Genomic DNA, 25,619 nt, shown 5'->3' on the forward strand with positions numbered 1-25,619 from the left:
CAGCGGGGTTTTTTTATGACTTGATCACAATGGCCTGGCTGCCCATCTGCTTCCAGGCTTTTTCAAAGTCAGACCGGTCTGTTTTTCTGTTTTTATAGCCGTAAGGATCATTAACGTATACATAATCGTGATCATAACCGGTTACGGCTACGCTATGCATGCTGAACGTAATGTCGATCTTTCCGTTCGGCGTATCCCAAGTCTGCATATGATCAACCGGCTTAAAGGATGTGGTGGTAATCACCCAGACCGGCCGCCCTTTTTCAAGCTGGCGGTACACTGAAGAAATGTCTTTTCCCGTAAGATCGTATACTTTGTTTCCCGCATATTCTTTGGCAAGTTTATCAATCGGCTCATGATAAACGCCTAAACCCGGGCCGTTTTCCATATCTCCGGCAAATCCTTCATTCGGATCTCCCTTCAGCCCGCTGCTGTATGTGAGCGGAACTTTATTGATTTTATCCGCCAATGTATTTTTTGACACATGATATCCGGCATTGTTCAAAATCATGGCAAGGCTGGTCACCTCACAGCCATTGTACAGTCTGGGAGAATCCATCTGTCTGTACAGAACGACATTCAGCGGTGACGCGCTCCCTTTTAACGGTGTTTTCTCATCAGGCTCGTCGGACTGCTGATTGAAAAAATTTAAATGAATATCGTTTGTATAGATGTTATATCCCAGATAGACAAGGACGGCTGTCAGAATCAGCACACATAATGTTCCAAGCGTCTTCATTATCAATTATTCTCCCTTGTTTCTGATGAAGCTGTTCTATGTATTATAGCACTTCTGCTCAATATGATTCGATCGTTCCGATATGTTTACAGGTTTGTTCATTCTTTAGCCATGTTTATGGAAAAGAATAGGCGGACATTGGGCGTTGCAATCCATTCTTTTATCTGCTAACATATTATCATATTAGCGAACTAAAGGATTCGGAATTTTCCTTCAGACAAAGCGGAGGTGTAAAAGGCAAATGTTTATGTTTGAGAAACCGCATGGCATGAGAGATACGCTGCCCGGTTTATACGAAGCAAAGAAAAAAGTCCGTTCCACACTGACGGATTTAATTGATAAATGGGGTTATCAGTTTATGGAGACGCCGACCCTTGAATTCTATGAAACAGTAGGCGTCAAGTCAGCCATTGAAGAACAGCAGCTGTTTAAGCTTCTCGATCAGGACGGAAAAACGCTTGTGCTTCGGCCTGACATGACCGGACCGATTGCCAGGGTGGCGGCATCTAAGCTGCACAAACACAATCATCCGCTCAGAGCGGGGTACGCGGCAAGCGTCTATCGCGCTCAGGAGCGGGAAGGCGGACGTCCGGCCGAATTCGAACAGGTCGGCGCGGAGCTGATCGGCGACGGATCAACAAGCGCGGACGCCGAGGTGATTGCGCTGGCGGCCGGCGCTTTGAAAAACGCGGGATTGCACCGGTTTAAAATCGCGATCGGCCATGCCGGACTCGCTGATGAGCTGTTTGTCGAGGTTTTGGGCAATGCCGAGCGGGCGGATGTTCTGCGGCGCTTTCTCTTTGAAAAGAATTACGTGGGATACAGGGAACATGTCAAATCGCTTCCGCTTTCTTCAATAGACAAAAGCCGGCTGCTCGCACTTCTGGAATTGCGGGGCGGGAAAGAGATATGCGCCAAAGCGGAGGAGATCATCGGAATCTCCGGACAAAGCTTAATTCAGGAGCTGGAAGACCTGTGGGACATTCTTGAGGATTACGGGTGTGCCGAGCATATTCGCCTTGATCTGAATATGGTAAGCCATATGAGTTATTACACGGGAATTTTATTCGAAGTGTACGCGGCAAATGTCGGTTTCGTCATCGGAAGCGGAGGACGCTATAACAATCTCCTCGGCCATTTCGGCAATCCCGCTCCCGCCACGGGCTTCGGGCTCCGTATCGACAGGCTGATTGAAGCGCTCGGCATTCAGGAAGAAACAAGTGAAGCGGACGCCGTGATTTTCAGCAAGGAGCAGCGGGCCCAGGCCATTTTATTCGCGGAGGAAGAAAGGGCGCGAGGCAGAAAAGTCGTCCTGCAGGATCTGGCGGGCATTGAAAATATCGATCATATGACAAAATCATTCGCAAACGTCACATACTTTATCGGTGCCAGAAAGGAAGAGCGGAATGGGTAAGGTACTCACAATGGCAATGCCAAAAGGACGGATATTCGAAGAAGCGGCCGGGTTGCTGAGGCAGGCCGGATACAGGCTGCCCGAAGAGTTTGAAGAATCGAGAAAACTGATCATTGACGTTCCTGAAGAAAATCTCCGCTTTATTCTGGCAAAGCCGATGGATGTTACGACTTATGTCGAGCATGGCGTCGCTGATGCCGGTATTGCCGGAAAGGATGTCATGCTTGAGGAAGAGCGTGACGTGTATGAGGTGCTCGATCTGAAAATCAGCAAATGCCATCTCGCCGTTGCGGGGCTTCCCGGAGCGGATTGGAACGGAGTCGCCCCGAGGATTGCGACGAAATATCCGAATGTTGCGTCGAGTTATTTCAGAGAGCAGGGCGAACAGGTGGAAATCATTAAGCTGAACGGTTCCATTGAATTGGCGCCTTTAATCGGGCTTGCTGACAGAATCGTAGATATCGTATCAACCGGGCGGACATTAAAGGAAAACGGTCTCGTTGAATCAGAACATATTTGTGACATCACATCGCGTTTTATCGTCAATCCGGTCAGCTACCGCATGAAGGATGATGTAATCGACGAAATGGCGGCCAGGCTGGCCAGGGTTGTGGAAGGAGAAACGGCACAATGAAAATAACCGCAGTAAAAAGTAGCGAGCGGTTCTCACTGAAGCGTTCCATCGACAGCGGAACCGAAGAGCAGCGGAAAACCGTCAGGGGGATTATTGAAGACGTCAGACAAAACGGTGACAAAGCCGTTTTGGCCTATACAAAAACATTTGACGGCATCAGCCTGAACCGAATGGCCGTGAGCGCAGAGGAAATCACCGAGGCATACCGTCTGCTTGATGATCAGCTGCTGGAAGTGATCAGGCAGGCGATTGCCAATATTAAAGAATATCACGAGCGCCAGCTGCAATCCTCTTGGTTTTACCATCGCAAAGACGGTTCGATGCTCGGACAGAAAATAACGGCGCTCGATTCCGCGGGCGTATACGTGCCGGGCGGAACGGCCGCTTATCCGTCTTCCGTTTTAATGAATGTCATCCCCGCTCTCGCTGCGGGAGTGGAACGGATCGTTCTCGTCAGTCCTCCGGGAAAAGACGGGCGCCTTTCGCCGGGCGTTCTGGCGGCGGCCTCTGAGCTCGGCATAAAAGAAATTTACAAAGCGGGAGGCGCGCAGGCGGTTGCCGCGCTCGCTTACGGAACGGAAACGATACAGCCTGTAGATAAGATCACGGGCCCCGGTAATATATTTGTAGCGCTCGCGAAGCGCGAAGTCTTCGGCGTTGTGGATATTGACATGATTGCCGGGCCAAGTGAAATCGTGGTCCTGGCAGACGATACGGCGGTGCCCGAAGAAGTCGCTGCTGACCTGCTTTCACAGGCTGAACACGATACGCTCAGCTCAAGCGTGCTTGTCACCGATTCACGAAAGCTTGCCGAAGCCGTATCAGATGAGGTGAATAAACAGCTTCAGACCCTGCCGCGCAAAGAAATCGCCGAAGCGTCGATCAAGGATCACGGCCGCATTTATATCGCGGAATCGATGGAATATGCGGTGGACACGGTGAATGCGCTGGCGCCCGAGCATTTAGAAATCATGACGCATTCGCCGGAGGCTTTGCTTGGAAGCATCAGACACGCGGGGGCGATTTTCTTAGGACGATACAGCGCTGAACCGGTCGGCGATTATTTTGCCGGACCGAATCACGTTTTGCCGACAAACGGAACGGCGCGGTTTTCAAGCCCGCTGAATGTAACAGACTTTCAAAAGAAATCGAGCATCATCTCTTACAGCCGGAAGGCATTTGAAACGCACGCGGACAGCATTGCCGCCTTCGCGAGACTGGAAGGGCTTGAAGCGCACGCAAGATCGATTGAAGCGAGAAACGGAGGAATGACCGATGAGAAAAGCGGAACGCGCCAGAACAACAAATGAGACGGATATTAAGCTGGCTTTCGAAATAGACGGAGAAGGAAAAGCCGACATCAGCACGGATGTGCCGTTTATGACTCATATGCTTGATTTGTTCACAAAGCACGGGCAATTCAATTTAACTGTTGACGCAAAAGGCGATACGGAGATAGATGATCACCATACGACTGAAGATATCGGCATCTGTTTAGGGCAGGCTTTTTTGGAGGCGCTCGGTGATAAAAAAGGGATCAAACGGTACGGATCAGCGCTTGTGCCGATGGACGAAGCGCTCGCCCAAGTCGCCGTAGACCTGAGCAACCGGCCGCACCTTGAGATGCGCGCTGCATTTCCGCAAGCGAAAGTCGGAACGTTTGATACCGAGCTGGTACATGAATTCCTATGGAAGCTGGCGCTCGAAGCGAGAATGAATCTGCACGTCATTGTTCATTACGGCACGAATACCCATCATATGATAGAAGCCGTGTTTAAGGCGCTTGGCAGAGCGCTTGATGAAGCGTCATCCATTGATCCGCGCGTCAAGGGTGTGCCGTCTACGAAAGGAATGCTGTAAATGATCGGTGTAATTGATTACGGTATGGGCAATTTATTCAGCGTGTCGAAAGCGCTGGAACGCGTCGGCGTCCCGTATGTCGTATCAGACCGGCCGGAAGAGCTTGAAAAAGCGGATGCTTTTATTCTTCCAGGTGTCGGATCATTCAGTGACGCCATGGACAATTTACGCAGCACGAAGCTTGATCAATTCATACACCGTATGGTTGACGAGGGTAAGCTGCTCCTCGGCATCTGCCTCGGCATGCAGCTCATTTTCGAAGAAAGCACCGAAAACGGCTCTGCAAAAGGACTTGGTTTATTAGCCGGAAAAGCTGTGAGACTCAAAGACAGAGATGCCGAAGGAAACAAGCTGAAGGTGCCGCATATGGGCTGGAACCGGCTGACGTTTCACCAAACGTCTCCTTTGCTTTCGGAAGCGGAAGAAGGATTCGTTTACTTTGTCCATTCCTATTATATAGACGGGCTGGAAGACGGCGATCTTCTGGCAAGCGCTGAGTACGGCGTTCGTGTTCCCGCAGTCGTCGGGAAACGCAATGTCTTCGGTGCACAGTTTCACCCGGAAAAAAGCGGTACGGCCGGAATGGCGATCTTAACGCAATTTACAAAAATGGCAGCGGAACAGAAGGTGAAGAAATGAACGCTTTTACATTATATCCGGCAATCGATATGAGAAACGGCAAATGCGTCCGCCTCATCCAAGGCGATTACGGCAAGGAAACGATATACGGTGACTCTCCTTTAGACATGGCGTCGCAATTTGCACAAGAAGGCGCCGAATGGATTCATCTCGTGGATCTTGACGGCGCGAAAGCAGGCAGGAAAGTAAACGACAGGCATGTTCTTGACATTGCGCGGCAGCTTGATGTCAAAGTCGAGATCGGCGGCGGGATCCGTTCTGAAGCGGATGTGTACGGTTATTTATCACAAGGTGTTGATCGCGTCATTCTCGGCAGCTCGGCCGTTTCCGATCCGGCATTTGTGAAGAGCATGCTGAAACAATACGGCGGCAAAATCGCGATCGGCCTTGATGCAAGGAACGGATATGTCTCGACGGAAGGCTGGCTGGAAACATCCTCGGTAAGGGCGGCCGATCTGGGCCGTGAATTGGCGGCCGAAGGAGCGGAAACCTTCATTTTCACGGATATTGCAACTGACGGCATGCTGTCAGGACCGAACATCGAAAGCACCGTTCAGCTCGCAAAAGCAACGGGAAAAGACGTCATCGCTTCAGGCGGAGTCAGCTCAGTCGCCGACCTCAAAGCACTGGCCCGCTTCAAAGACGCCGGCGTATCGGGAGCGATTATCGGAAAAGCGCTGTATACAAAACAATTTTCATTGGCTGAAGCGCTCAGCGGGGTGAAGGACGCATGATCACGAAACGAATCATTCCGTGTCTCGATGTGAAAGAAGGACGCGTCGTCAAGGGCATTCAATTTCTCGGGCTGAAAGATGCGGGCGATCCTGTCGAGCTGGCCGAAGCCTACGACAGGGAGGGCGCTGACGAACTTGTTTTTCTCGACATTTCCGCCTCTCACGAAGGCCGCAAGACGATGACAGACGTCGTAGAACAAGTTGCGGCAAAACTGGCGATTCCGTTTACGGTCGGCGGCGGAATCAATCAATTAAGCGATATGAAACGAATGCTGCGCGCCGGCGCTGATAAAGTATCCGTTAATACAGCGGCCGTTCTCCGACCCGAGCTGATTACGGAAGGAGCGGATTTTTTCGGCTCGCAATGCATCGTAGCGGCGATTGACGCAAAGTATGACGAAGATTCGGATTGCTATAAAGTGTACACACACGGCGGCAGACAGAAAACCGAGCGGGAAGTCACGGCCTGGGCAAAAGAAGCCGTCAGCCGGGGAGCGGGTGAAATCCTGCTGACAAGCATGGACGCAGACGGTGAGAAAACAGGCTTTAATCATACGCTCACACAGCTTGTCTCACGTGCCGTCCCGGTGCCCGTCATTGCGTCAGGGGGAGCCGGCAGCGCGCGCCATATGCTTGAAGCCTTCACAGTCGGTGAAGCGGACGCCGCGCTTGCAGCTTCCATTTTCCATTACAAAGAGACATCTATAAAAGAAGTGAAAGATTATATGAAGAAACACGGGGTGAATGTGAGATGAAACGGGCAGATGAACTGCGGTTTGACGAGGCCGGACTGATTCCCGCCATCGTACAGGATGCGGCAAGCAAAGAAGTGCTGACACTGGCTTATATGAATCGTGAATCCTACGAAAAAACGATAGAAACGAAAGAAACCTGGTTTTACAGCCGTTCACGGCAGGAGCTGTGGCATAAAGGAGCGACATCGGGGAATACCCAAAAGGTGAAAGCCATCCGTTATGACTGCGATCAAGATGCCCTCGTCGTGCTTGCGGAGCCCTCAGGACCCGCCTGCCATAAAGGAAGTTACAGCTGCTTTTCTCCGGAAAAAGCGGACGCGCAGGATCGTTTCGGCATCTTAAACGAACTGGAAAGCGTAATCGCCAAACGGCAGGCGGAGATGCCTGACGGAGCCTACACAACGTATCTGTTTCGGGAAGGCGTCGATAAAATCCTCAAAAAAGTCGGAGAGGAAGCCGCAGAGGTTATTATCGCCGCGAAAAACCGCGACCATGAAGAATTAAAATGGGAAGCGGCAGATTTGCTGTATCATTTGCTCGTTCTTCTGCGTGAGCAGTCGCTTCCTTTGGATGACGTGCTTGATGTCCTTGCGAAACGCCATTCAGCATCTGAGTAAAACAAACCTCACGGAGAGATCCGTGAGGTTTTTATTCTGTCAAACTTAAACATTCAATAAAATATTCCTTATTTCCGCAACCGGAGGCAGATGAATTTGATAATATTGACTAATAGAGTTTATTTTGGTTTTTATCAAAAATATACGTTTTGTTCATATTCCGTTCATGCACATCCGTTATAGTATAAACAGTGATATAGGAGGAAAACATATGCCGAATAAACAACCAAAACCTAAAGGGAAATTCAGCTCATTCTTTTCATTAGTCAAAAAAACAAAACCATCATACGGTATGCTGGCCTTCGCGCTGTCTCTCAGTATTGTGACAACGCTCGTCAGCCTGCTGATTCCGCTATTGACAAAGCAGCTCGTTGACGGCTTTTCCATGTCGTCGCTGTCAGGCGTGCAAATCGGAATCATCGCAGCCGTGTTTATCGTACAGGCCGCATTAAGCGCCTACGCCACCTACGCCCTGAACTACAGCGGCCAGAAAATCATCTCGGGACTGCGTGATTTGTTGTGGCAGAAATTAATTAAACTGCCCGTCTCTTATTTTGACAAAAACGCCACGGGAGAAACGATCAGCCGTGTCACCAATGACACAATGGTGGTAAAAGAGCTGATCACAAACAATATCAGCGGATTTATTACCGGAATCATTTCCGTTATCGGGTCACTGACGATCTTATTTTTCATGAACTGGAAGCTCACATTGCTCGTGCTGGTCGTCGTGCCGCTGGCTGCGGTGATTTTAGTGCCGATCGGCCGGAAAATGTTTAAAATTTCTCGGGAAACACAGGATGAAACGGCGAGATTCACCGGATTATTAAACCACATCCTCCCGGAAATCAGGCTTGTAAAAGCGTCAAACGCTGAAGAAGCGGAATACGGACGCGGAAAAGCAGGCATCATGGCGCTCTTTAAACTCGGGCTGCGTGAAGCGAAGGTGCAGTCGCTCGTAGGCCCGCTTATTACACTTGTATTAATGGCGGCGCTGGTCGCTGTCATCGGGTACGGCGGGATGCAGGTGTCATCCGGTGAATTGACAGCCGGCGCGCTCGTTGCCTTTATCCTGTATCTGTTTCAGATCATTATGCCGATGGGCCAGATCACTTCATTTTTCACACAGCTTCAAAAATCCGTCGGCGCAACGGAACGGATGATTCATATTCTTGCAGAAAAAGAAGAAGATATCCAAACCGGAAAAGCCATTGAAAACGCAGATCAGCCGATTAAGCTCGAACAAGTCTCATTCGGCTACAAAACAGATCAAACCATCTTAAAAGACATTACGGCTACGATTGAGGCCGGCAAAGTCACCGCGATCGTCGGACCGAGCGGCGGCGGAAAAACAACGTTATTTAAGCTGCTTGAACGATTCTACAATCCGACTGCGGGCAGCATCCTGCTCGGAAATGAACCGATTGATGCGTATTCCCTTGAGTCATGGCGGGAGCATATCGGCTACGTGTCGCAAGAAAGCCCGTTAATGTCAGGCACCATCCGCGACAATATCTGCTACGGATTAAAACGCGAGGTGACTGATGAGGAACTGAGGCAAGCGGCTGACATGGCCTACGCCCTGCAATTTATTGAAGACTTACCGAAGAAATTTGAAACAGAGGTCGGTGAGCGGGGAATTATGCTGTCAGGCGGACAGCGCCAGCGCATCGCCATTGCCAGAGCGCTCCTTCGCAACCCGAGCATTCTGATGCTTGATGAAGCGACATCAAGTCTGGACAGCCAATCTGAAAAATGGGTGCAGCAGGCGCTGGAAGTTCTAATGGAAGGCCGCACCACGATCGTGATCGCCCATCGTTTATCCACGGTTGTGGATGCAGATCAGCTTCTCTTTGTCGAACAGGGTGAAATCACCGGACGGGGCACACACCATGAATTAATGGCATCCCATTCGCTGTACCGCGATTTTGCGGAGCAGCAGCTGAAGCTGAATGCCGACTTAGAAAACAAAGCTGTGTAAAGCAAGACTTTATGAATAGAAAGCAGCTGAAAAAGCTGCTTTTTATTTTGCAGCCGGAATCCTATTCATTGGAAGCGGGGGTTGAATTATGAAAAAACGCACAAAGATTTTTTATTGTCACGCGGCCTTACTGCTCGTATTCATGACTGCCGGGTGTACGGACGGTAACGATGAAGAGCCGAGCCATTCTTCAAGTCCGGCCGGAGAAAGCAGCGGCATCAACAAGGCTGAAACAGCATCAGCGGCAGAAAAAAAAGAACCCGTAATCAAAGATTCACATCACATCTCTGCGGACAAAAGCGAACCGAACAACATGTCGGCAGATTATTCTCCTCTGCAAATTGAATATGCCCGCATCTGGCTGCAGCTTGGGGAAAATCAGCAGATAGATGAATTGAACGTTCGCCGCATTCCGGCCGGAGCACTCGTCAACCCTGACGATCATACGAGCGCCCGCTATCCCGAAGATGTTACGCAGTTAGCAGGCTCCCGGTTAGTCGATGGGTCAGTCACTTACAGCAGCAATGGTGACGGCACCATTCAGGTATACAATGTTCCTTTGCGCTGGGAGTCTCGTGAAGATACTGATCAAGGCGTAATGAAAGAAGTGACGGAGGAAATGATCCGCCATACAAAAAAAGTGTCTGTCGATACAGGAGACAATGAAAAAATAAGACGGTTAATAGACATCATGTCGATTCATTAAAAGAAGACAGGCAAAAAAGCAGAAGGAGGGATTTTTATGGCTGTCATATTGGTTGCGGATGACGACCGCCATATCCGTGAGCTTGTCCGCCTCATGATGGAGCAGAGCGGCTTTGACGTCGCAGAAGCGGAAGACGGGGAAGCGGCGGTGCGCCTGATCGAATCAGCACCTATTGATCTCATCATACTGGATGTGATGATGCCGAAAATGGACGGGTTTGAAGTCAGTGAAGCCGTCCGCAGCTTTACGGACATTCCGATTTTGATGCTGACGGCAAAAGGCGAAACGCTGGACAAAGTGCAAGGTTTTACTTCCGGAGCGGATGATTATCTCGTCAAACCGTTTGAGCCGCTTGAGCTGGAAGCAAGGGTCAAAGCATTGCTGAAACGGTACCGGATCACCGCTGAAAAACTGCTGACCATCGGAAATGTCACATTAGATAAGCAATCCCGCACCGTAACGCGCGGCGGCGGAGCGGGATTGACGCTGCCCCGGCGTGAATTTGAGCTTTTATTTAAGCTCGCCGGTTATCCGAATAAGACGTTTTCAAGAGAACAATTAATAGAAGATATTTGGGGCTTTGATTATGAAGGTGACGAGCGGACGGTTGATGTGCATGTTAAAAGGCTGAGGGAACGGTTTCCGGAAAAGGACTATCCGTTTGCTATCCATACGGTGCGGGGGCTCGGGTATCGGTTTGTGGTGACAGAATGAAACGGATCTTCAGAACGGCTGGAAAAATCATCATCCTTCTCACCGTCACCGCATTCTTATGGCTGGCGGCTCATCTGATCGTTCAGGGATTCGGTCTCATATGGCCGATTTTGCTTGTGCCGTACGCCGAGCAGATTCTGACGCTCTGGCTTGTTTTCGGCCTGCTGTTTGTAACGATGTTTATTTTTTCAAAGTCAGCACGTGAAAGACATCATGCGATCTGGGATTCGCTGACCGCCACGATCAAGCAAATGTCGAGCGGCAACTTCACAGCGGCCGCCTCCAGGAAAATGGAGAAGATTGAACGGGACCACCCCGTGACGAAATTGGCTGATGAACTGTCGACACTCGCCGCGGAACTGAGTGAAATGGAAAAGCTGAAACAAGAATTTATTTCGAACGTTTCCCATGAAATCCAAACTCCGCTTACTTCATTAAAGGGCTACGCGCATCTTCTGAAAAAACCGGATTTATCATATGAGGAGCGGGGGCGCTATTTACACATCATCGAGACAGAAACAGAACGATTATCAAAAATCAGTGAAAATCTGCTGAAGCTCACTGCGCTTGAACGCCAAACCGAACCGATACAAAAAAAACCGTTCCGCATTGACAAACAGCTGCGGCGCACCATATTGACCTGTGAGCCTGAATGGTCTGCCAAACAGATTGAGTTTCTCATTGATTTACAGGAGTCGTATGTGTACGGAGATGAAGCGCTGCTCAGCCAAGTATGGATGAATCTGATTCACAATGCCGTAAAATTTACCGGTGAAGGCGGCCGCATTTCCGTTAAAACTGTTGATCTGCCGGGAGCGGCGGCTGTCGAAATCGCCGACGACGGAATCGGAATGGAGCCTGAACAGGCGGAGCGTGTATTTGAACGGTTTTATAAAGCGGACAAGGCGAGAAACGCAGGGGGAAGCGGGCTCGGCCTGTCCATCGCCCAAAAAATCGCAGAGCTGCACGGCGGTTCGATAGAGGTTGAGAGCAAGCGCGGCGAAGGAACCCTTTTCCGCGTCATTCTTCCAGCCGAGCCTCGTGAAAAAAACAGCTAAAATCTGGTCGAACCAGCCAGTAAAAAACGAAGCCGATCCTGTCTTTTGAACTATTGAGGCGAAACCGTTTTATGGTATACTACTGACGGTAATACGTATAAAACGGAGGATATTTGTGGGAAAACACACTTCTGAACAGAAAAAGCACGCGCAAATTGTCCAGCTGCTTCAGGATGGACAATATTTTTTTCATAAAGGCTTAAAAGCATATAAAGAGCGGAATTTAAAACGGGCCAGCAAACTGATTCAGCGGGCCGTCCACCTCGAGCCGAATGATTCCGAAATGCTGTCCCGGCTGGCCGTCATTTATTCTGAAATGGGCCACTACCAGCAGTCAAATGAGCTGTTCGACTTTATTTTGGTGAACCTGAAAGAAGAAATGCCCGAGTGTCATTATTTTAAAGCGAATAATTTCGCACATTTGGGGCTCTTTCAGGAAGCATACAAAGAAGCGGCGGCTTATTCAGATGCCGATCCGGACGGGGAATTCAGCGAAGAGATTGAAAATCTGATGGAGCTTTTGGATTTCGGCGAAGCGGGTGAAAACGAATCGCTCTATGACCAGGATGAGCTGCTGATCAGGCAGGACCGGGCAAAAATGCTTCTTGAGAGCGGCCAGCTTCATGAAGCGGTTGTCATGCTTGAAGAGATTACGGCCGATTACCCCGAGCTTTGGTCTGCATACAACAACCTGGCGCTCGCTTACTTTTACTCAGGCAATGTTACAAAAGCGAAACAGACGGTATTCGAAGTGCTTGAGAAAAATGAAGGCAATCTCCATGCCCTGTGCAACCTCCTTGTATTTTGCTATTACGAAAGGGAAGATGAAAAAGTCGGAGAACTGAGCGGAAAACTCGCCAACGTGTATCCGATTTTATTCGAACAGCGCTATAAGCTGGGGGCGACGCTTGCGCTTGTCGGCAGACATGATCTTGGTTATAAATGGCTCCGTTCACTTTACAAAAGCGGGTTCGAAGGCGACGAAACGTTTTATTACTGGCTTGCCGCCTCAGCCTACGGGACAGGCCGCACAGAATTTGCGGAAACCATTTGGAAAAAGGCCGAAGCCGAATTTCCCGAATCAGACCGGCCAGCGCCTTGGGCGGAGCGGCAGGAACCGCTGCCTGCTTCACTTGAACAGCGGCTTGCCGCCTATTATATCAGCAGCGCTGAAGGAGAGCGGAACCAGCTTGAAAAAGTTCTGACGGCAAAACGCGCCGTTTCACCGTTTGAACAAGATTTCGTCAGACTGCTGCTTTCCGGTGAAAAAGGCGCTTCAGGCGTCTCCGGTGATGCGCTGTTCACGTATCGGACGGTCAAGCTTCTGGAGAAAGCGGAAGCCGACAGTTTAAAAACTGACGTCATGAGCTGCTGGGTTTTTCACGTCATTCAGCACATCCGCGCCGCCGCTGCCGTACAGAATGAGCGGGCGTGGGCCGCAGCCATCGCATACGTATGGAAAGAAGCAAACGGCGAAAAAACGACGAAAAAAGAAACGGCCGCCGTTTACGGTATAACCCCGGCAACCCTTTCGAAATACATCAGACAAATAGATGATATATTAGAATAAAACCGATTCTTTCTATATAAAGAGTCGGTTCTTTTTTTATCATAAAGGGGCAAAACAGAACTTTACCGCCGAAAAAAGAGGTATTCATACGTATTTTTTTGCTTTTTGAATCGAAATCAGGCCGTAATCACCGTTTATTTTGCAAAATATGAGATTTGCAATCACATTGAAATATAACTGTAATAAAAATTGTCGAAACATGATGGTATAATGAGTCTCGTACATAAGAGATTAGTTTATTTTACATGTGCTGTATAATCTATACCAATTAACCAGATTCAAAGAATCGTACATAAAAATCATCAGCCTCACGGGTATGTGAGGGAGCGTAACTTTGATGTTCATAATAGAATTCCAAATGAGAACAGGTTTAAAGTAAAAGGGAGGAAAGAAAAAGTGAAAAAGAGTTTATTAACACTTGGTTTGGCTTCCGTCATCGGGACAAGCAGTTTTTTGATCCCGTTTACAAAAACTGCATCGGCGGAAACATTAGACAGCAAAAAAGCGAAAATTGAAAGCAAGCAATCTGAGGTGGCTTCAAGCCTTGAAGCAAAAGAAAGAGAATTGTCCAAGCTTCAGGACAAGCAGGCTAAGATTGAAAAAGAACTGAAAGACATTAACGCTAAAGCGTTGGATACAAGCAATAAAATCGAAGATAAAAAAGCTGAAAACGAAAAAACGAAAAAGCAGATCGCTGATTTGAAAAAAGAAATCAAAGAAACAGAAGCGCGTATTGAAAAACGCAATGAAATCCTGAAAAAACGCGTTCGTTCTTTACAGGAAAACGGCGGTTCTCAAGGATACATAGATGTACTTTTAGGAGCGACAAGCTTCGGAGACTTCATTTCCCGTGCGACTGCAGTATCTTCTATCGTTGATGCGGATAAAGACCTGATCAAACAGCAGGAGCAGGATAAAGCGAAACTCGAAGACGCAGAAGCTGAACTTAACGTGAAGCTGAAAAAAGTTCAAGATGATCTTGCGAAACTCGAGTCTATGCAAAAAGACCTGAACAAACAGCTTGATCAGAAAGACAAGCTTTTCGACGAAGCGAAAAACGGTCAGAAAAAAGCGGCTTCCGCTATCTCTGATCTGAAAAAAGAAGCGTCACAGCTTGCAAACCAAAAAGCTGACACTGAAAAAGAGCAGAAGCGCATTAAAGCTGAGCAGGCTGCTGCTGCTGCCCTGATCAAAAAACAGGAAGAAGCGCAAAAAGCTTCTGAAGACCAAAACCAAAAAGATGACAGCCAGCCGGCACCGGCGGTTAAAACTGTGAAAAAAGCGGCTGTTTCAACATCATCTGATTCATCTGACAGCTCAAGCAAACCGAAGAGCACTTCAGGCGGATCATCTCATAACAGCGGCGGTTCAGATGATTCTGACGGCGGATCTGTTATTTCAAATTCAGGCGGTATTGAAGGCGCGATCAGCGTAGGATCAAGCCTTGTGGGTCAATCTCCGTATAAATTCGGCGGCGGACGCACTCAATCCGATATTGACAACCGTATTTTTGACTGCTCTTCATTCGTACGCTGGGCTTATGCTAACGCAGGCGTTAATCTCGGACCTGCAAGCGGCACAAACACAGATACATTAATCGGAAGAGGTAAAGCAGTAAGCGCGTCTGACATGAAACGCGGAGACTTAGTATTCTTCAACACGTATAAAACAAACGGCCACGTCGGCATCTACTTAGGTAACGGAACGTTCCTGAACGATAATACATCACACGGTGTATCCATTGATTCTATGAGCAATCCTTACTGGAAGAAAGCATTCAACGGCAATGTAAGACGTGTCGTGCAATAATGAATAAGACAAGGGCCTTCTATCCCGGAAGGCTCTTTCTTTATTTGTATACCCGCTCAGGAGCTGCCTAATCACGGTTTCTCAGAAAAATGAGCAAAAAAATAGCGAATTGCCCTCAGATTTAATAGGATATGGGTAAGGAATACGATTGATGGGGATTCTTAGTCATATAGGGTGCGCCCCATTTCGAAAAGGAGTGAATCATGGTGTCAGAAGAAAAAATTTATGATGTGATCATTATCGGCGCGGGTCCGGCGGGGATGACCGCTGCTGTTTACACATCACGAGCGAACTTATCCACATTAATGATTGAAAGAGGAATTCCGGGCGGCCAGATGGCCAACACGGAGGATGTTGAAAACTATCCGGGTTTTGAAAGCATTCTCGGCCCTGAACTTTCAAATAAAATGTTTGAACATGCGAAAAAATTCGGTGCGGAATATGCGTACGGCGATATTAAAGAAATTGTTGACGGTAAAGAATATAAAACGGTCAAAGCCGGTTCAAAAGAATATAAAGCGCGCGCCATCGTCATTTCTGCCGGAGCGGAATACAAAAAGATCGGCGTTCCCGGCGAAAAAGAACTGGGCGGCCGCGGCGTATCGTACTGCGCGGTTTGTGACGGCGCGTTCTTTAAAAATAAAGAGCTTGTCGTTGTCGGCGGCGGAGACTCCGCCGTTGAAGAAGGCGTCTATCTGACACGCTTCGCTTCAAAAGTCACCATCGTTCACAGACGTGACAAATTGCGTGCGCAAAGCATTCTTCAGGCGCGTGCCTTTGACAATGAGAAAATTGACTTCAAATGGAACAAAACCGTAAAAGAAATCCATGAGGAAAACGGAAAAGTCGGCAGACTTACTCTTGTGGATACCGTGACGGGAGAAGAGGAAGAATTCAAAGCTGACGGCGTCTTTATTTATATCGGTATGCTTCCGCTTTCTAAACCGTTCGAAAACTTGGGCATCACAAATGAAGAAGGCTACATTGAAACAAATGCCCAAATGGAGACAAAAGTCCCTGGCATTTTCGCCGCGGGAGACATCCGTGAAAAAACGCTCCGCCAGATCGTAACGGCGACAGGCGACGGAAGTATTGCGGCTCAAAGCGTTCAGCATTATGTGGAAGAGCTTGAGGAAACGCTCAAAACCGTTAAATAATCACTGTAATGTTCAGTTTTTGAATCGTTACTGTGTTTTAATTACGCTGTAACACGGGTGAAATACTGATGTTTTAAGATGAATGTAGTAATTGACCCCCTTTTTAATGAATACACTTTGGCACGGATTCCAGTATCCGTGCCCTTTTTTTGCGATTTTTTGTTTTCTGTCAAATAAAAGAAAAGGATGTCGGTGTCTCTGCATTGTGAGAGACATGCCGAAACGGTATAATGAAGAGACGATGATTTGTTGAGAAGGTTAGGTGACGTACTTGTGCAAAGAGTGACAAATTGTGTGCTGCAGACAGATGATCAGGTTCTCCTTCTCCAAAAGCCGAGACGGGGCTGGTGGGTCGCGCCCGGCGGGAAGATGGAAAGCGGCGAATCCGTCAGAGATTCCGTCATCAGAGAGTACAGAGAAGAGACGGGCATTTATATACTAAATCCGCAGTTAAAAGGCGTGTTTACCTTTATTATTAAGGAACAGGAACAAATCGTGTCAGAGTGGATGATGTTTACTTTCGTCGCCGACTCCTACACGGGGCGGAATGTCGCTGAATCAGAGGAAGGCGTTCTGAAGTGGCATGACGTAAAAGATATCCACAGCCTTCCGATGGCCCCCGGAGACGGGCATATCCTTGATTTTATGATCAAGGGCCAAGGGCTTTTGCACGGCACCTTTACGTATACGCCGGACTTCGAGCTGCTCAGCTATCGTTTAGATCCGCAGCTTATCAAATAAAAGAAAGACCGCAGGGGGGAGAAAGATGAGTATGAATGAAAACCATGATATTCAGCTCGTCATCATTACGGGAATGTCTGGAGCGGGGAAAACCGTCGCTATTCAAAGCTTTGAGGATCTCGGCTATTTTTGCGTCGACAATCTGCCGCCTTCCTTGCTGCCGAAATTTTTGGAGCTGATGAAAGAATCAAGTTCAAAAATGAGCAAGGTCGCGCTTGTCATGGATCTGCGTGGACGTGAATTTTTTGACAGGCTGATTGAGGCGCTGGATGAAATGGCGGAAAATCCGTGGATTACACCGCGCATTCTCTTTTTAGACGCTAAGGATTCCATCCTTGTCACGAGATACAAAGAAACGAGGCGTTCTCACCCGCTGGCCGCTACCGGGCTTCCTCTTGAAGGAATCGCGCTGGAACGCCAGCTGCTTGAAGAATTGAAAGGGCGCTCTCAGCTGATCTATGACACATCGGATATGAAACCGCGTGATCTGCGTGAAAAAATCGTGGCGCATTTCGCCACGAACCAAGGTGAAACATTTACAGTGAACGTGATGTCATTCGGTTTCAAATACGGGCTTCCGATAGATGCCGACCTCGTGTTTGATGTAAGGTTTCTGCCGAATCCGTTCTACATTGAAAGCATGAGGCCGCTTACGGGGAAAGATGAAGAAGTGTCATCCTATGTGATGAAGTGGAACGAAACACAAAAGTTTATTGAAAAGCTTGTTGATCTGCTCGGCTTTATGCTTCCGTCTTATAAGCGGGAAGGTAAAAGCCAGCTTGTCATCGCGATCGGCTGTACGGGCGGCCAGCACCGCTCCGTCACGCTCGCTGAGTATTTGGCTGACTATTTTAAAAAAGATTTCTATACTCATGTCACTCACCGGGACATTGAAAAGAGAAGCCGGAAATGAATAAGAAGCCGAAAATCGCAATCTTCGGCGGCGGAACAGGTCTGTCCGTGCTGCTTCGAGGGTTAAAGCATAAGCCCGTTGATATTACGGCGATTGTGACAGTTGCTGATGACGGCGGAAGTTCAGGCCGTCTGCGGGATGAACTTCAAATTCCGCCGCCGGGTGACATCCGTAACGTACTGGCCGCTTTGTCAGATGTTGAGCCGCTCGTTGAAAATCTGTTTCAGCACCGTTTCAATAAGGGAGGCGACTTAACCGGACATTCGCTCGGCAATTTGATTTTGGCAGCGATGACAAATATAACCGGTGATTTCTTTCACGCTGTCACCGAAATGAGCAAGGTGCTGAATGTCCGCGGCAGAGTGCTGCCTGCTGCCAACACCAGTGTCGTTCTTCATGCTGAAATGGAGGACGGGCAGGTCGTCTCCGGAGAATCGACAATCCCTTCTTACGGCCAGCGGATTAAACGGGTGTTTCTTACGCCTGAAAAAATTGATCCGCTGCCGGAAACGATTGACGTCATCCGTCAGGCCGATTTAATCATTATCGGTCCGGGAAGCCTGTACACAAGCATTCTTCCGAATCTGCTCGTGCCGAAAATCGGAGAGGAAGTCGTCAAGGCCGCGGCCAAAAAAGTATATATATGCAACGTCATGACACAGCCCGGCGAGACGCTTCAATACAGCGCGGCCGACCATGTCAAGGCGCTGAACGATCATATGGAGCAGCCGTTTATCGACACGATCTTAATCAACAATGAGGAGATCCCTGACGAAATCAAAAGCAAATATGCGAAAGAGCTGGCCCGGCCCGTCGACTTCAATGTTGAAAAGCTGAAATCCATGGGGCTTGAGGTCATCAGGGATCAGATTATCACGTATAAAAATGGCGTAATCCGTCACGATACACATAAAGTGGCTTCTCTTCTTGTCGATTTATTAAGGGACTAGAGGCCTTTTGAAATGAGGTGGCTAATATGTCATTTGCATCGGAAACAAAAAAAGAACTGACGAATCTGGAAGTGAAGGACTGCTGCGCCAAGGCGGAGCTGTCCGCGCTGATTCGGATGAACGGTTCCCTGTCATTTTCAAACCGCCATCTCGTGCTTGACGTTCAAACCGAAAATGCGGCGATTGCCCGCCGCATTTATACATTGCTGAAGAAACAATATGATGTATCGGTCGAACTGTTAGTCAGAAAAAAAATGCGGCTGAAAAAAAACAATGTTTATATTGTGCGCTTTTCTGAAAATGCAAAGCTGATTTTAGAGGAATTGAAAATCCTCGGGGAGAACTTTATATTTGAACGGAATATTTCTGAGGAACTGGTGGCGAAACGGTGCTGCAAACGTTCTTATATGAGAGGGGCGTTTTTGGCGGGGGGATCTGTGAATAACCCGGAAACCTCGTCGTACCACTTGGAAATCTTCTCGCTTTATAAGGAACATAACGATTCATTATGCGCGCTGCTGAATGAATTTCATCTGAACAGCAAAACGCTTGAACGGAAAAAAGGCTATATTACGTATTTAAAAGAGGCGGAAAAAATCACTGAATTTCTGAATGTCATCGGCGCTCACAATTCATTGCTGCGCTTTGAAGATGTGCGGATTGTCAGAGATATGAGAAACTCAGTGAACCGCCTCGTCAATTGTGAAACAGCAAACTTAAACAAAACCATCGGGGCTTCTCTCAGACAGGTGGAAAATATTAAATACATTGATGAACGGATCGGTCTTGAAGCGCTGCCGGAAAAGCTTCGCGAAATTGCGCAGCTGCGGATTGATTATCAGGAGGTCACGCTGAAAGAACTGGGGGAAATGGTTGCAAGCGGGAAAATCAGCAAATCCGGCATCAATCACAGGCTGAGAAAGCTCGATGAAATCGCAGAACAGCTGCGTACAGGACAAAGCATCACTTTGAAATAACCGTACAGAAAAGGGGAGATCTTATGGTTCAGGGGAAAGTGGAAGTGCGTTTAAAGACAGGATTGCAGGCGCGCCCCGCTGCATTGTTTGTACAGGAGGCAAATCGTTTTGCATCAGATGTGTTTCTTGAAAAAAACGGCAAGAAAGTGAATGCCAAAAGCATTATGGGATTAATGAGTCTGGCAGTCAGCTCGGGGACGGAAGTCACTCTGATCGCTGAAGGCGACGATGAAAAGGAAGCGCTGGAAAAGTTGTCCGCTTATGTGCAGGAAGAAGTGTAAACACTTTGTAAGGGGGACGGAACGATGAATGAGTTTCTGAAAGATTGTTATCAAACGATAGGCTGGGAAAAGGATTCCCTCGATTTCAGCAACCTGCCGGAGTTTTTAAAGGCGCTCGCGTATCGGTTTCCGTTTGAAAATCGCGCGGTTTTGTCCAAAAAAGAATATGACGTCACGAAAGAAGGACTGTGGCGGCACATGGTGAAGGAACCTCACGGCGGCCTTTGTTATGACTTGAACGGACTGCTTTATTTCATCCTGAAAGATGCCGGATTGGATGTCAAATTGATCCGCGGAACGGTCTGGAAAAACGGCTGGGCGCTGCCCGGCACACATGCGGCCGTACTTCTTTCCGCCGGAGGGAATGAGTACATCGCTGATGCAGGCTTCGGCCTCAATCTCGCCATGCAGCCTGTGCCGATGTCGGGAGACGAGACGGTATCAGCGGCCGGAGCGTTCCGCGTGAGGATAGAAGAGACGGAATTCGGGGCATACGTGCTTGAAATGAACAAAGGGGACGGCTGGCAGACAGGTTACGCATTTTCGCTTGAAGAAATCGATGAAAAGGACCTCAAGTCTATGAAACAAACAATCTTTGAACATGAACGTTCTCCTTTCAACAAACGCCTGCTTGCTTCTAAGCGGACACCGGAAGGGCACATGGTTCTGTCTGAACGCAATATAACAATAAAAAAACACGATGGCACGGCGGAAAACAGCAGAATAGACCGATCAGAGTTCGAAGAAAAATTTACTGCTCATTTTATATGAAGCTCGCAGGTTCTCTGTAAAAAAACGGCCTCCGCAGGGAAGCCGTTTTTTGTATGTGTTTATCTCATTTTTGTAAAGGTTTGATAGTGGTCTGTCGTCTTATAAATCAGCCAGTCGCTTGAGTAAAGAATCCGGTCTGAATTTCTGAAGCCTGATGTATAGTTAATATCCGCTTCACGCCACGTCCGTCCGCTTTTTGCAGGGAGTTTGCCTTCCCTGTTTGAGAAGATGTCTCCGCCGATGCTTTTCCCCGGGGCGACGTCCGCCAGATTCCCCTTTGATGCCACCCAGCCGAGGGCCTGTGCTTCTGATTTTGTAATGTAATTATCAGGAAGCTTATGATAGGTCTGAAGATAATCCGCAACCCCGTCAAACGTGTTGATAACCTGTGCTTCAGTGTGCGCCTTGTGAGAAGATGTATCCGTCTTGGCAGCCGTTGAAAACAGCATCCCCGCCGCGGAGAACAGCACCAGCAAACAAACGGAAATCCACGATAATCGTTTTTTCAAAGCAATACCTCCCATTTTTATCATGTGAAGCTGATTCCTTTTCATTGTATCAGCATCAAGAGAAAGGAATAGAAAGAATTTTAAAATAGTACTTTTGATCTAGTGAAAAATAAACCCCGGCTGAAACGGCCGGGATTTTTCATCTCATTGAAATTCCTTCGTGAGGTTTTTCGGTGTTTTTCCGTATACGGCGTCAATCATGTTTTGTGCGGCTTGCTTGAACATATTCAAGCGGATTTTTGCCGTTGCTGACCCGATATGAGGAAGCAATGTGACGTTTTCCAGCTGCAGGAGCGGATTGTCTTCGGCGATCGGCTCTTTTTCAAACACATCTAAACCGGCGCCTTTTATCCAGCCCTCCTGCAATGCGCGGATGAGCGCTTTCTCATCAACCGTCTTTCCCCGGGAAATATTGACGAAACATGCCGTATCTTTCATCAATTTAAATTCCCGCTCTCCCATCATATGATACGTTTCGTCAGTAAGCGGCGTAATTAAAAGCACAAAGTCTGATGTTTTCAGCAGTGTATCTAAGTCGGCATATGTAACCCCGAGTTCCTTCTCAGCATCCGGTTTTCTGCTGCGGTTATAATACAGCACGTCCATATCGAAGCCGAATTTTGCCCGTTTGGCAGCTTGTTCACCGATTCTGCCCATGCCGATAATTCCTAATGTCTGATGGTGGACATCCATACCGAAAAGAGATTCCTCCTCAACGGTTCCCCATTTGCCGGCGCGGACGAATCGATCCAATTCGGCAACCCGTCTGGCGGAAGACAGAATTAATGAAAAAGCCAGATCAGCGACAGTGTCATCTAAGGTGTACGGTGTATGCGTGCCGACAACCCCGCGTCTTTTCATTTCTTCAATATTAAAATTATCATAGCCGACTGAATTATTGCTGACGACCTTCAGCTTCGGCGCGTGATCCAGCAAATCACTGTCAATCGCCGTTCCGGATGTCAGCAGCCCTTCAGCATCTTTCATTTTTTCGTACAGTTTCTCTTTTGGAATGGTGTCTTCTTTCCAGATGTCATAGCGGCAATGCTCGCCTATCATTTGTTCGACTTCGGGCGGTATCGGTTTCGCGATGAATACATAGGGTTTCAACGGGCTTCTCCTCCTTTGTCTTTCTTCTCTATTTTATTATATAAGAGAAGCGGTAACGTGAGAAATATTCAAACGCATTACGATAAATTTCTGGTTCTTTTGAACTTAAAATAAAAGAAAAAGAAATGTACATGCTTGATTTCTCCAAACAGTAACAGAATCCGCCTATATTTCTGAAGGCAAAATGAGCGGAACCGCTGTTTTTAAAAGCTTTATAGGTTGGTGTAAAGATAAATTTTATTATTTTTGAAAGATATAAATGAATATAATCTGAATTTACAGTCAAATTATCGTGTCTTTTTTTGAAAGCGCTTTTGAGGCCTTTTTCTGTGCTATAATTCCTTACTGTAAGCTGGGTAAGAAGGCTTGCAATACAATCGGATGGGAGATGAATAGAAAAATGGTTTCTTTATCAAGCATTTTGGAGCACAACCAGCAGTTTGTCCAAGAAAGGAAATATGAACCTTACCAAACGACAAAATTCCCGAAAAAAAAGCTTGTCATCGTATCCTGTATGGATACAAGGCTGACGGAGCTTCTGCCGCAGGCGATGGGACTCAGAAACGGCGATGCCAAAATCATAAAAAACGCGGGAGCCATTGTTTCTCACCCATTTGGAAGTGTTATGCGGAGCATTTTGGTCGCCGTTTATGAACTGCAGGCAGAGGAAGTCTGCATCATAGGTCACCGCGAGTGCGGAATGTCGGGATTAAATGCGGCTTCCATATTAAATAAAGCAAAAGAGCGCGGCGTGGAAGACAAATGTCTCAGCCTTCTGCAGCATGCGGGAGTCGATTTGGAAACATGGCTGACCGGTTTTCACAGCGTCGAAGAAAGCGTGGCCCACAGCGTGAATATGGTCAGGCATCATCCGCTCTTGCCTGAAGAGGTGCCGGTGCACGGGCTGGTGATCGATCCGGGAACGGGGACGCTGGATGTAGTCGTTGACGGTTATGAAACAGTCAAAGGAGGATGCAGCTGACGATGCAATTTACCGGCAGATACCAGGGGTACAATTTGCAGAAATTTCAGAAAGACCTAATCGCGGGAATTGTGGTCGGAATTGTAGCGATTCCACTGGGAATGGCCTTTGCCATCGCCTCGGGGGTCGGTCCGGAATACGGGCTTTACACCGTTATTGTGGCCGGAATACTGATTTCGCTGTTGGGCGGGTCTAAATATCAGATCGGCGGGCCTACAGGGGCGTTTGTTCCCATTTTATTTGCCATTGTGATGCAGTATGGTTTTGAGAATTTACTTGTAGCCGGTTTTATGGCAGGCGTCATGCTCGTCCTGTTTGGCGTATTTAAGCTCGGAAAGATTATGAAATTCGTGCCGAAGCCGGTGATCGTCGGATTTACGGCCGGGATTGCGGTGCTGATTTTCTCGGAGCAGATTGCCCATTTTCTCGGTCTGCGCGATATCCAAAAGCATGAAAGCTTTATCCTCAACATTGCGGAAATAGGCAAGAAGATCGGAACCTTTAATTTGTACAGCATCCTCATCGCGGGAATTGCTTTGGCCATTTTGCTGTTATCAGCCAGGCTGATGCCGAAGATTCCGGGCGCGCTTGTGGCGCTGCTTGTCTCTACAGCCGCGGCGGTCGTGTTTTTTCCTGACAAAATGGCGACAATCGGTTCTGCTTACGGAGAAATTCCGCGGCAGCTTCCGGCTTTCCAGCTTCCGGATTTCTCAATTGATAACATGGTGATGATGTTTCCGTCGGCTCTGATCATTGCGCTTCTCGGCGGACTTGAATCCATATTATCGGCGATGGTCGCGGACAATATGAAAGGATCACGGCATGACAGCAATAGGGAGCTTGTCGGGCAGGGCATCGCCAATATGGCAGCGCCGCTTTTCGGCGGCATACCGGCAACGGGAGCGATTGCGCGGACCGCAACAAATATTAAAAACGGCGCAGTTTCTCCGATTTCCGGTGTTGTCCACGGAGTCACCGTCCTCCTCGTCCTGCTCGTCTTCGCCCCGCTTGCCGTTCACGTACCGCTGGCAAGCATGGCGCCGGTATTGATGGTTGTGGCTTGGAACATGAGTGAGCGGAGGGAAGTCGCCAATATGATGCGGCTGAAAAACACTGATTCATTCGTACTGGCGGCAACTTTTTTGCTGACGGTTCTGTTTGATTTAATTATCGGCGTTTCTGCCGGTCTTGTGCTCGCTTTTGTTTTCTTTATCAGAAAGATGAGCGAATCAACAAGCATTAAAACACCGCATGCTGCGGTCAAATCGGTTAAAAATGATTCGTCCGTCAGCACATATTCCATTGAAGGGCCGCTGTTTTTCGGTTCAATTGATTCACTGGAATCATCGCTGCTTGAGAGGCTTCAGGAAAAGCCGAAGACGCTTATTCTGCTGATGAATAATGTGCATTACATGGATACCTCCGCAGAAGCGGTGCTGGGGAATGTGATGAACCGGATCAAACGGCATAACGGGAGATTGATGATCGTCGGATTGCAATCACAGCCGAGAGAGCTGATCCGGAAGACGGGGCTGTTTCATAAAATCGGGAAACAGCATTTCTTTGAGCATCAGGACGAGATAACGGGATAAATTCAGATACGGCCTGTCCATGAAAAAGCGGACAGGCCGTGTTTTTATTCGGTTTCAAAGCGCTTGATCAGTTTTTTCTGATGGGCTTCCATCGCATTTTCTAACGTGATTCCGTACTTATCGGCAAGGATAGCCAGATTTCCAAGGACGTCACCCATTTCTTCAATCAGCTCCTGCCTGCGTTCAGCCTGGGTTGCGTCCTTTTCATCCGGCCGGTCTCTGCCGATTTCATATGCTCTTACCGCCCGGGCGAGCTCACCCGCCTCTTCCATTAAAAAGCCGATTCTGATAAATGGCCCGTACGCCGTCCATCCTCGTTTTTCGTAAAAATCTTTCGTCCATTGTTCTGCTTCAGCCATCTGCATGTGAAACACTCCTTATGTCCTGTATGATTCTTATTGATATT

At 48.2% G+C, this 25,619-nt stretch carries 27 protein-coding genes; 23 read left to right on the plus strand and 4 right to left on the minus strand.

Annotation, left to right across the window (positions count from 1 at the left end; genetic code table 11):
- Positions 1-13 precede the first annotated feature (13 nt).
- On the minus strand, positions 14-739 hold the full coding sequence (locus tag G9F48_RS07945; protein WP_015418306.1) for a C39 family peptidase: 726 nt from the start codon (positions 737-739) through the stop codon (positions 14-16).
- A gap of 241 nt (positions 740-980) precedes the next feature.
- On the opposite strand from G9F48_RS07945, the gene G9F48_RS07950 reads away from it, so the two are divergent.
- The 21 genes from G9F48_RS07950 to G9F48_RS08050 all read left to right on the plus strand — a co-directional run bounded on the left by G9F48_RS07950 (position 981) and on the right by G9F48_RS08050 (position 21,020).
- Positions 981-2,153, plus strand: a complete 1,173-nt coding sequence (locus G9F48_RS07950) for an ATP phosphoribosyltransferase regulatory subunit (RefSeq protein ID WP_165409320.1) — start codon at positions 981-983, stop codon at positions 2,151-2,153.
- Complete coding sequence (gene hisG / locus G9F48_RS07955; RefSeq protein WP_012118547.1) at positions 2,146-2,787, plus strand: ATP phosphoribosyltransferase; 642 nt, start codon at positions 2,146-2,148, stop codon at positions 2,785-2,787. Before G9F48_RS07950 ends, hisG begins: the two co-directional genes overlap by 8 nt.
- Complete coding sequence (gene hisD / locus G9F48_RS07960; RefSeq protein WP_165409321.1) at positions 2,784-4,097, plus strand: histidinol dehydrogenase; 1,314 nt, start codon at positions 2,784-2,786, stop codon at positions 4,095-4,097. The genes hisG and hisD overlap by 4 nt, the downstream gene beginning before the upstream one ends.
- Positions 4,063-4,647 (plus strand): imidazoleglycerol-phosphate dehydratase HisB, encoded by a 585-nt coding sequence (hisB, locus tag G9F48_RS07965; protein ID WP_007614023.1) that lies wholly within the window; start codon positions 4,063-4,065, stop codon positions 4,645-4,647. The genes hisD and hisB overlap by 35 nt, the downstream gene beginning before the upstream one ends.
- Positions 4,648-5,286 (plus strand): imidazole glycerol phosphate synthase subunit HisH, encoded by a 639-nt coding sequence (hisH, locus tag G9F48_RS07970; RefSeq protein ID WP_138093023.1) that lies wholly within the window; start codon positions 4,648-4,650, stop codon positions 5,284-5,286.
- Positions 5,283-6,020: a 1-(5-phosphoribosyl)-5-[(5-phosphoribosylamino)methylideneamino]imidazole-4-carboxamide isomerase gene (hisA, locus tag G9F48_RS07975; RefSeq protein ID WP_138093020.1), complete on the plus strand. Its 738-nt coding sequence runs from the start codon at positions 5,283-5,285 to the stop codon at positions 6,018-6,020. Before hisH ends, hisA begins: the two co-directional genes overlap by 4 nt.
- Entirely contained in the window at positions 6,017-6,775 is a 759-nt protein-coding gene (hisF, locus tag G9F48_RS07980; RefSeq protein WP_165409322.1) for an imidazole glycerol phosphate synthase subunit HisF, read from the plus strand. Before hisA ends, hisF begins: the two co-directional genes overlap by 4 nt.
- Entirely contained in the window at positions 6,772-7,392 is a 621-nt protein-coding gene (gene hisIE, locus G9F48_RS07985; protein ID WP_021495256.1) for a bifunctional phosphoribosyl-AMP cyclohydrolase/phosphoribosyl-ATP diphosphatase HisIE, read from the plus strand. The genes hisF and hisIE overlap by 4 nt, the downstream gene beginning before the upstream one ends.
- 211 nt (positions 7,393-7,603) lie before the next feature.
- On the plus strand, positions 7,604-9,373 hold the full coding sequence (locus tag G9F48_RS07990; protein WP_071392332.1) for an ABC transporter ATP-binding protein: 1,770 nt from the start codon (positions 7,604-7,606) through the stop codon (positions 9,371-9,373).
- Between the two features lie 88 nt (positions 9,374-9,461).
- A complete protein-coding gene (locus G9F48_RS07995) occupies positions 9,462-10,079 on the plus strand; it encodes a hypothetical protein (protein WP_101562467.1) in 618 nt (205 codons plus the stop codon).
- A gap of 36 nt (positions 10,080-10,115) precedes the next feature.
- A complete protein-coding gene (locus tag G9F48_RS08000; protein WP_015387652.1) occupies positions 10,116-10,793 on the plus strand; it encodes a response regulator transcription factor in 678 nt (225 codons plus the stop codon).
- Positions 10,790-11,851: a sensor histidine kinase gene (locus G9F48_RS08005; RefSeq protein WP_165409323.1), complete on the plus strand. Its 1,062-nt coding sequence runs from the start codon at positions 10,790-10,792 to the stop codon at positions 11,849-11,851. The genes G9F48_RS08000 and G9F48_RS08005 overlap by 4 nt, the downstream gene beginning before the upstream one ends.
- Before the next feature lie 115 nt (positions 11,852-11,966).
- Positions 11,967-13,421 (plus strand): tetratricopeptide repeat protein, encoded by a 1,455-nt coding sequence (locus G9F48_RS08010; RefSeq protein WP_102422868.1) that lies wholly within the window; start codon positions 11,967-11,969, stop codon positions 13,419-13,421.
- 396 nt (positions 13,422-13,817) lie between these two features.
- Positions 13,818-15,230, plus strand: coding sequence for a C40 family peptidase (locus G9F48_RS08015; RefSeq protein WP_003151485.1), 1,413 nt, complete (start codon positions 13,818-13,820; stop codon positions 15,228-15,230).
- A 206-nt stretch (positions 15,231-15,436) separates the two neighbouring features.
- Positions 15,437-16,387, plus strand: coding sequence for a thioredoxin-disulfide reductase (trxB, locus tag G9F48_RS08020; protein ID WP_007407423.1), 951 nt, complete (start codon positions 15,437-15,439; stop codon positions 16,385-16,387).
- Between the two features lie 273 nt (positions 16,388-16,660).
- A complete protein-coding gene (locus tag G9F48_RS08025; protein ID WP_003151491.1) occupies positions 16,661-17,128 on the plus strand; it encodes an 8-oxo-dGTP diphosphatase in 468 nt (155 codons plus the stop codon).
- Positions 17,129-17,153: 25 nt separating this feature from the next.
- Entirely contained in the window at positions 17,154-18,041 is an 888-nt protein-coding gene (gene rapZ / locus G9F48_RS08030) for an RNase adapter RapZ (RefSeq protein ID WP_012118535.1), read from the plus strand.
- The gene (locus tag G9F48_RS08035; RefSeq protein ID WP_003151493.1) at positions 18,038-18,991 is read left to right on the plus strand and encodes a gluconeogenesis factor YvcK family protein; all 954 of its coding nucleotides are present in this window, start codon (positions 18,038-18,040) and stop codon (positions 18,989-18,991) included. Before rapZ ends, G9F48_RS08035 begins: the two co-directional genes overlap by 4 nt.
- A gap of 26 nt (positions 18,992-19,017) precedes the next feature.
- The gene (gene whiA, locus G9F48_RS08040; protein ID WP_017418846.1) at positions 19,018-19,968 is read left to right on the plus strand and encodes a DNA-binding protein WhiA; all 951 of its coding nucleotides are present in this window, start codon (positions 19,018-19,020) and stop codon (positions 19,966-19,968) included.
- Between the two features lie 23 nt (positions 19,969-19,991).
- A complete protein-coding gene (locus G9F48_RS08045) occupies positions 19,992-20,249 on the plus strand; it encodes an HPr family phosphocarrier protein (protein ID WP_025853523.1) in 258 nt (85 codons plus the stop codon).
- Positions 20,250-20,273: 24 nt separating this feature from the next.
- The gene (locus tag G9F48_RS08050; RefSeq protein WP_017418847.1) at positions 20,274-21,020 is read left to right on the plus strand and encodes an arylamine N-acetyltransferase family protein; all 747 of its coding nucleotides are present in this window, start codon (positions 20,274-20,276) and stop codon (positions 21,018-21,020) included.
- 59 nt (positions 21,021-21,079) lie between these two features.
- Here the strand turns inward: G9F48_RS08050 and G9F48_RS08055 are convergent, their stop codons facing one another.
- Complete coding sequence (locus G9F48_RS08055) at positions 21,080-21,469, minus strand: ribonuclease (protein WP_223151841.1); 390 nt, start codon at positions 21,467-21,469, stop codon at positions 21,080-21,082.
- 204 nt (positions 21,470-21,673) lie between these two features.
- On the minus strand, positions 21,674-22,639 hold the full coding sequence (locus G9F48_RS08060; RefSeq protein WP_015387656.1) for a 2-hydroxyacid dehydrogenase: 966 nt from the start codon (positions 22,637-22,639) through the stop codon (positions 21,674-21,676).
- A 400-nt stretch (positions 22,640-23,039) separates the two neighbouring features.
- Between G9F48_RS08060 and G9F48_RS08070 the strand changes: the two genes are divergently transcribed.
- Positions 23,040-23,621, plus strand: coding sequence for a beta-class carbonic anhydrase (locus G9F48_RS08070; RefSeq protein WP_003151503.1), 582 nt, complete (start codon positions 23,040-23,042; stop codon positions 23,619-23,621).
- 2 nt (positions 23,622-23,623) lie between these two features.
- A complete protein-coding gene (locus G9F48_RS08075; protein ID WP_014305896.1) occupies positions 23,624-25,213 on the plus strand; it encodes a SulP family inorganic anion transporter in 1,590 nt (529 codons plus the stop codon).
- Between the two features lie 44 nt (positions 25,214-25,257).
- Here G9F48_RS08075 and G9F48_RS08080 read toward each other — a convergent pair whose 3' ends face one another.
- Positions 25,258-25,578: a MazG nucleotide pyrophosphohydrolase domain-containing protein gene (locus G9F48_RS08080; RefSeq protein ID WP_076851300.1), complete on the minus strand. Its 321-nt coding sequence runs from the start codon at positions 25,576-25,578 to the stop codon at positions 25,258-25,260.
- Positions 25,579-25,619 lie beyond the last annotated feature (41 nt).

This window comes from Bacillus sp. EKM420B (assembly GCF_011065565.1).
GTDB lineage: Bacteria > Bacillota > Bacilli > Bacillales > Bacillaceae > Bacillus > Bacillus velezensis.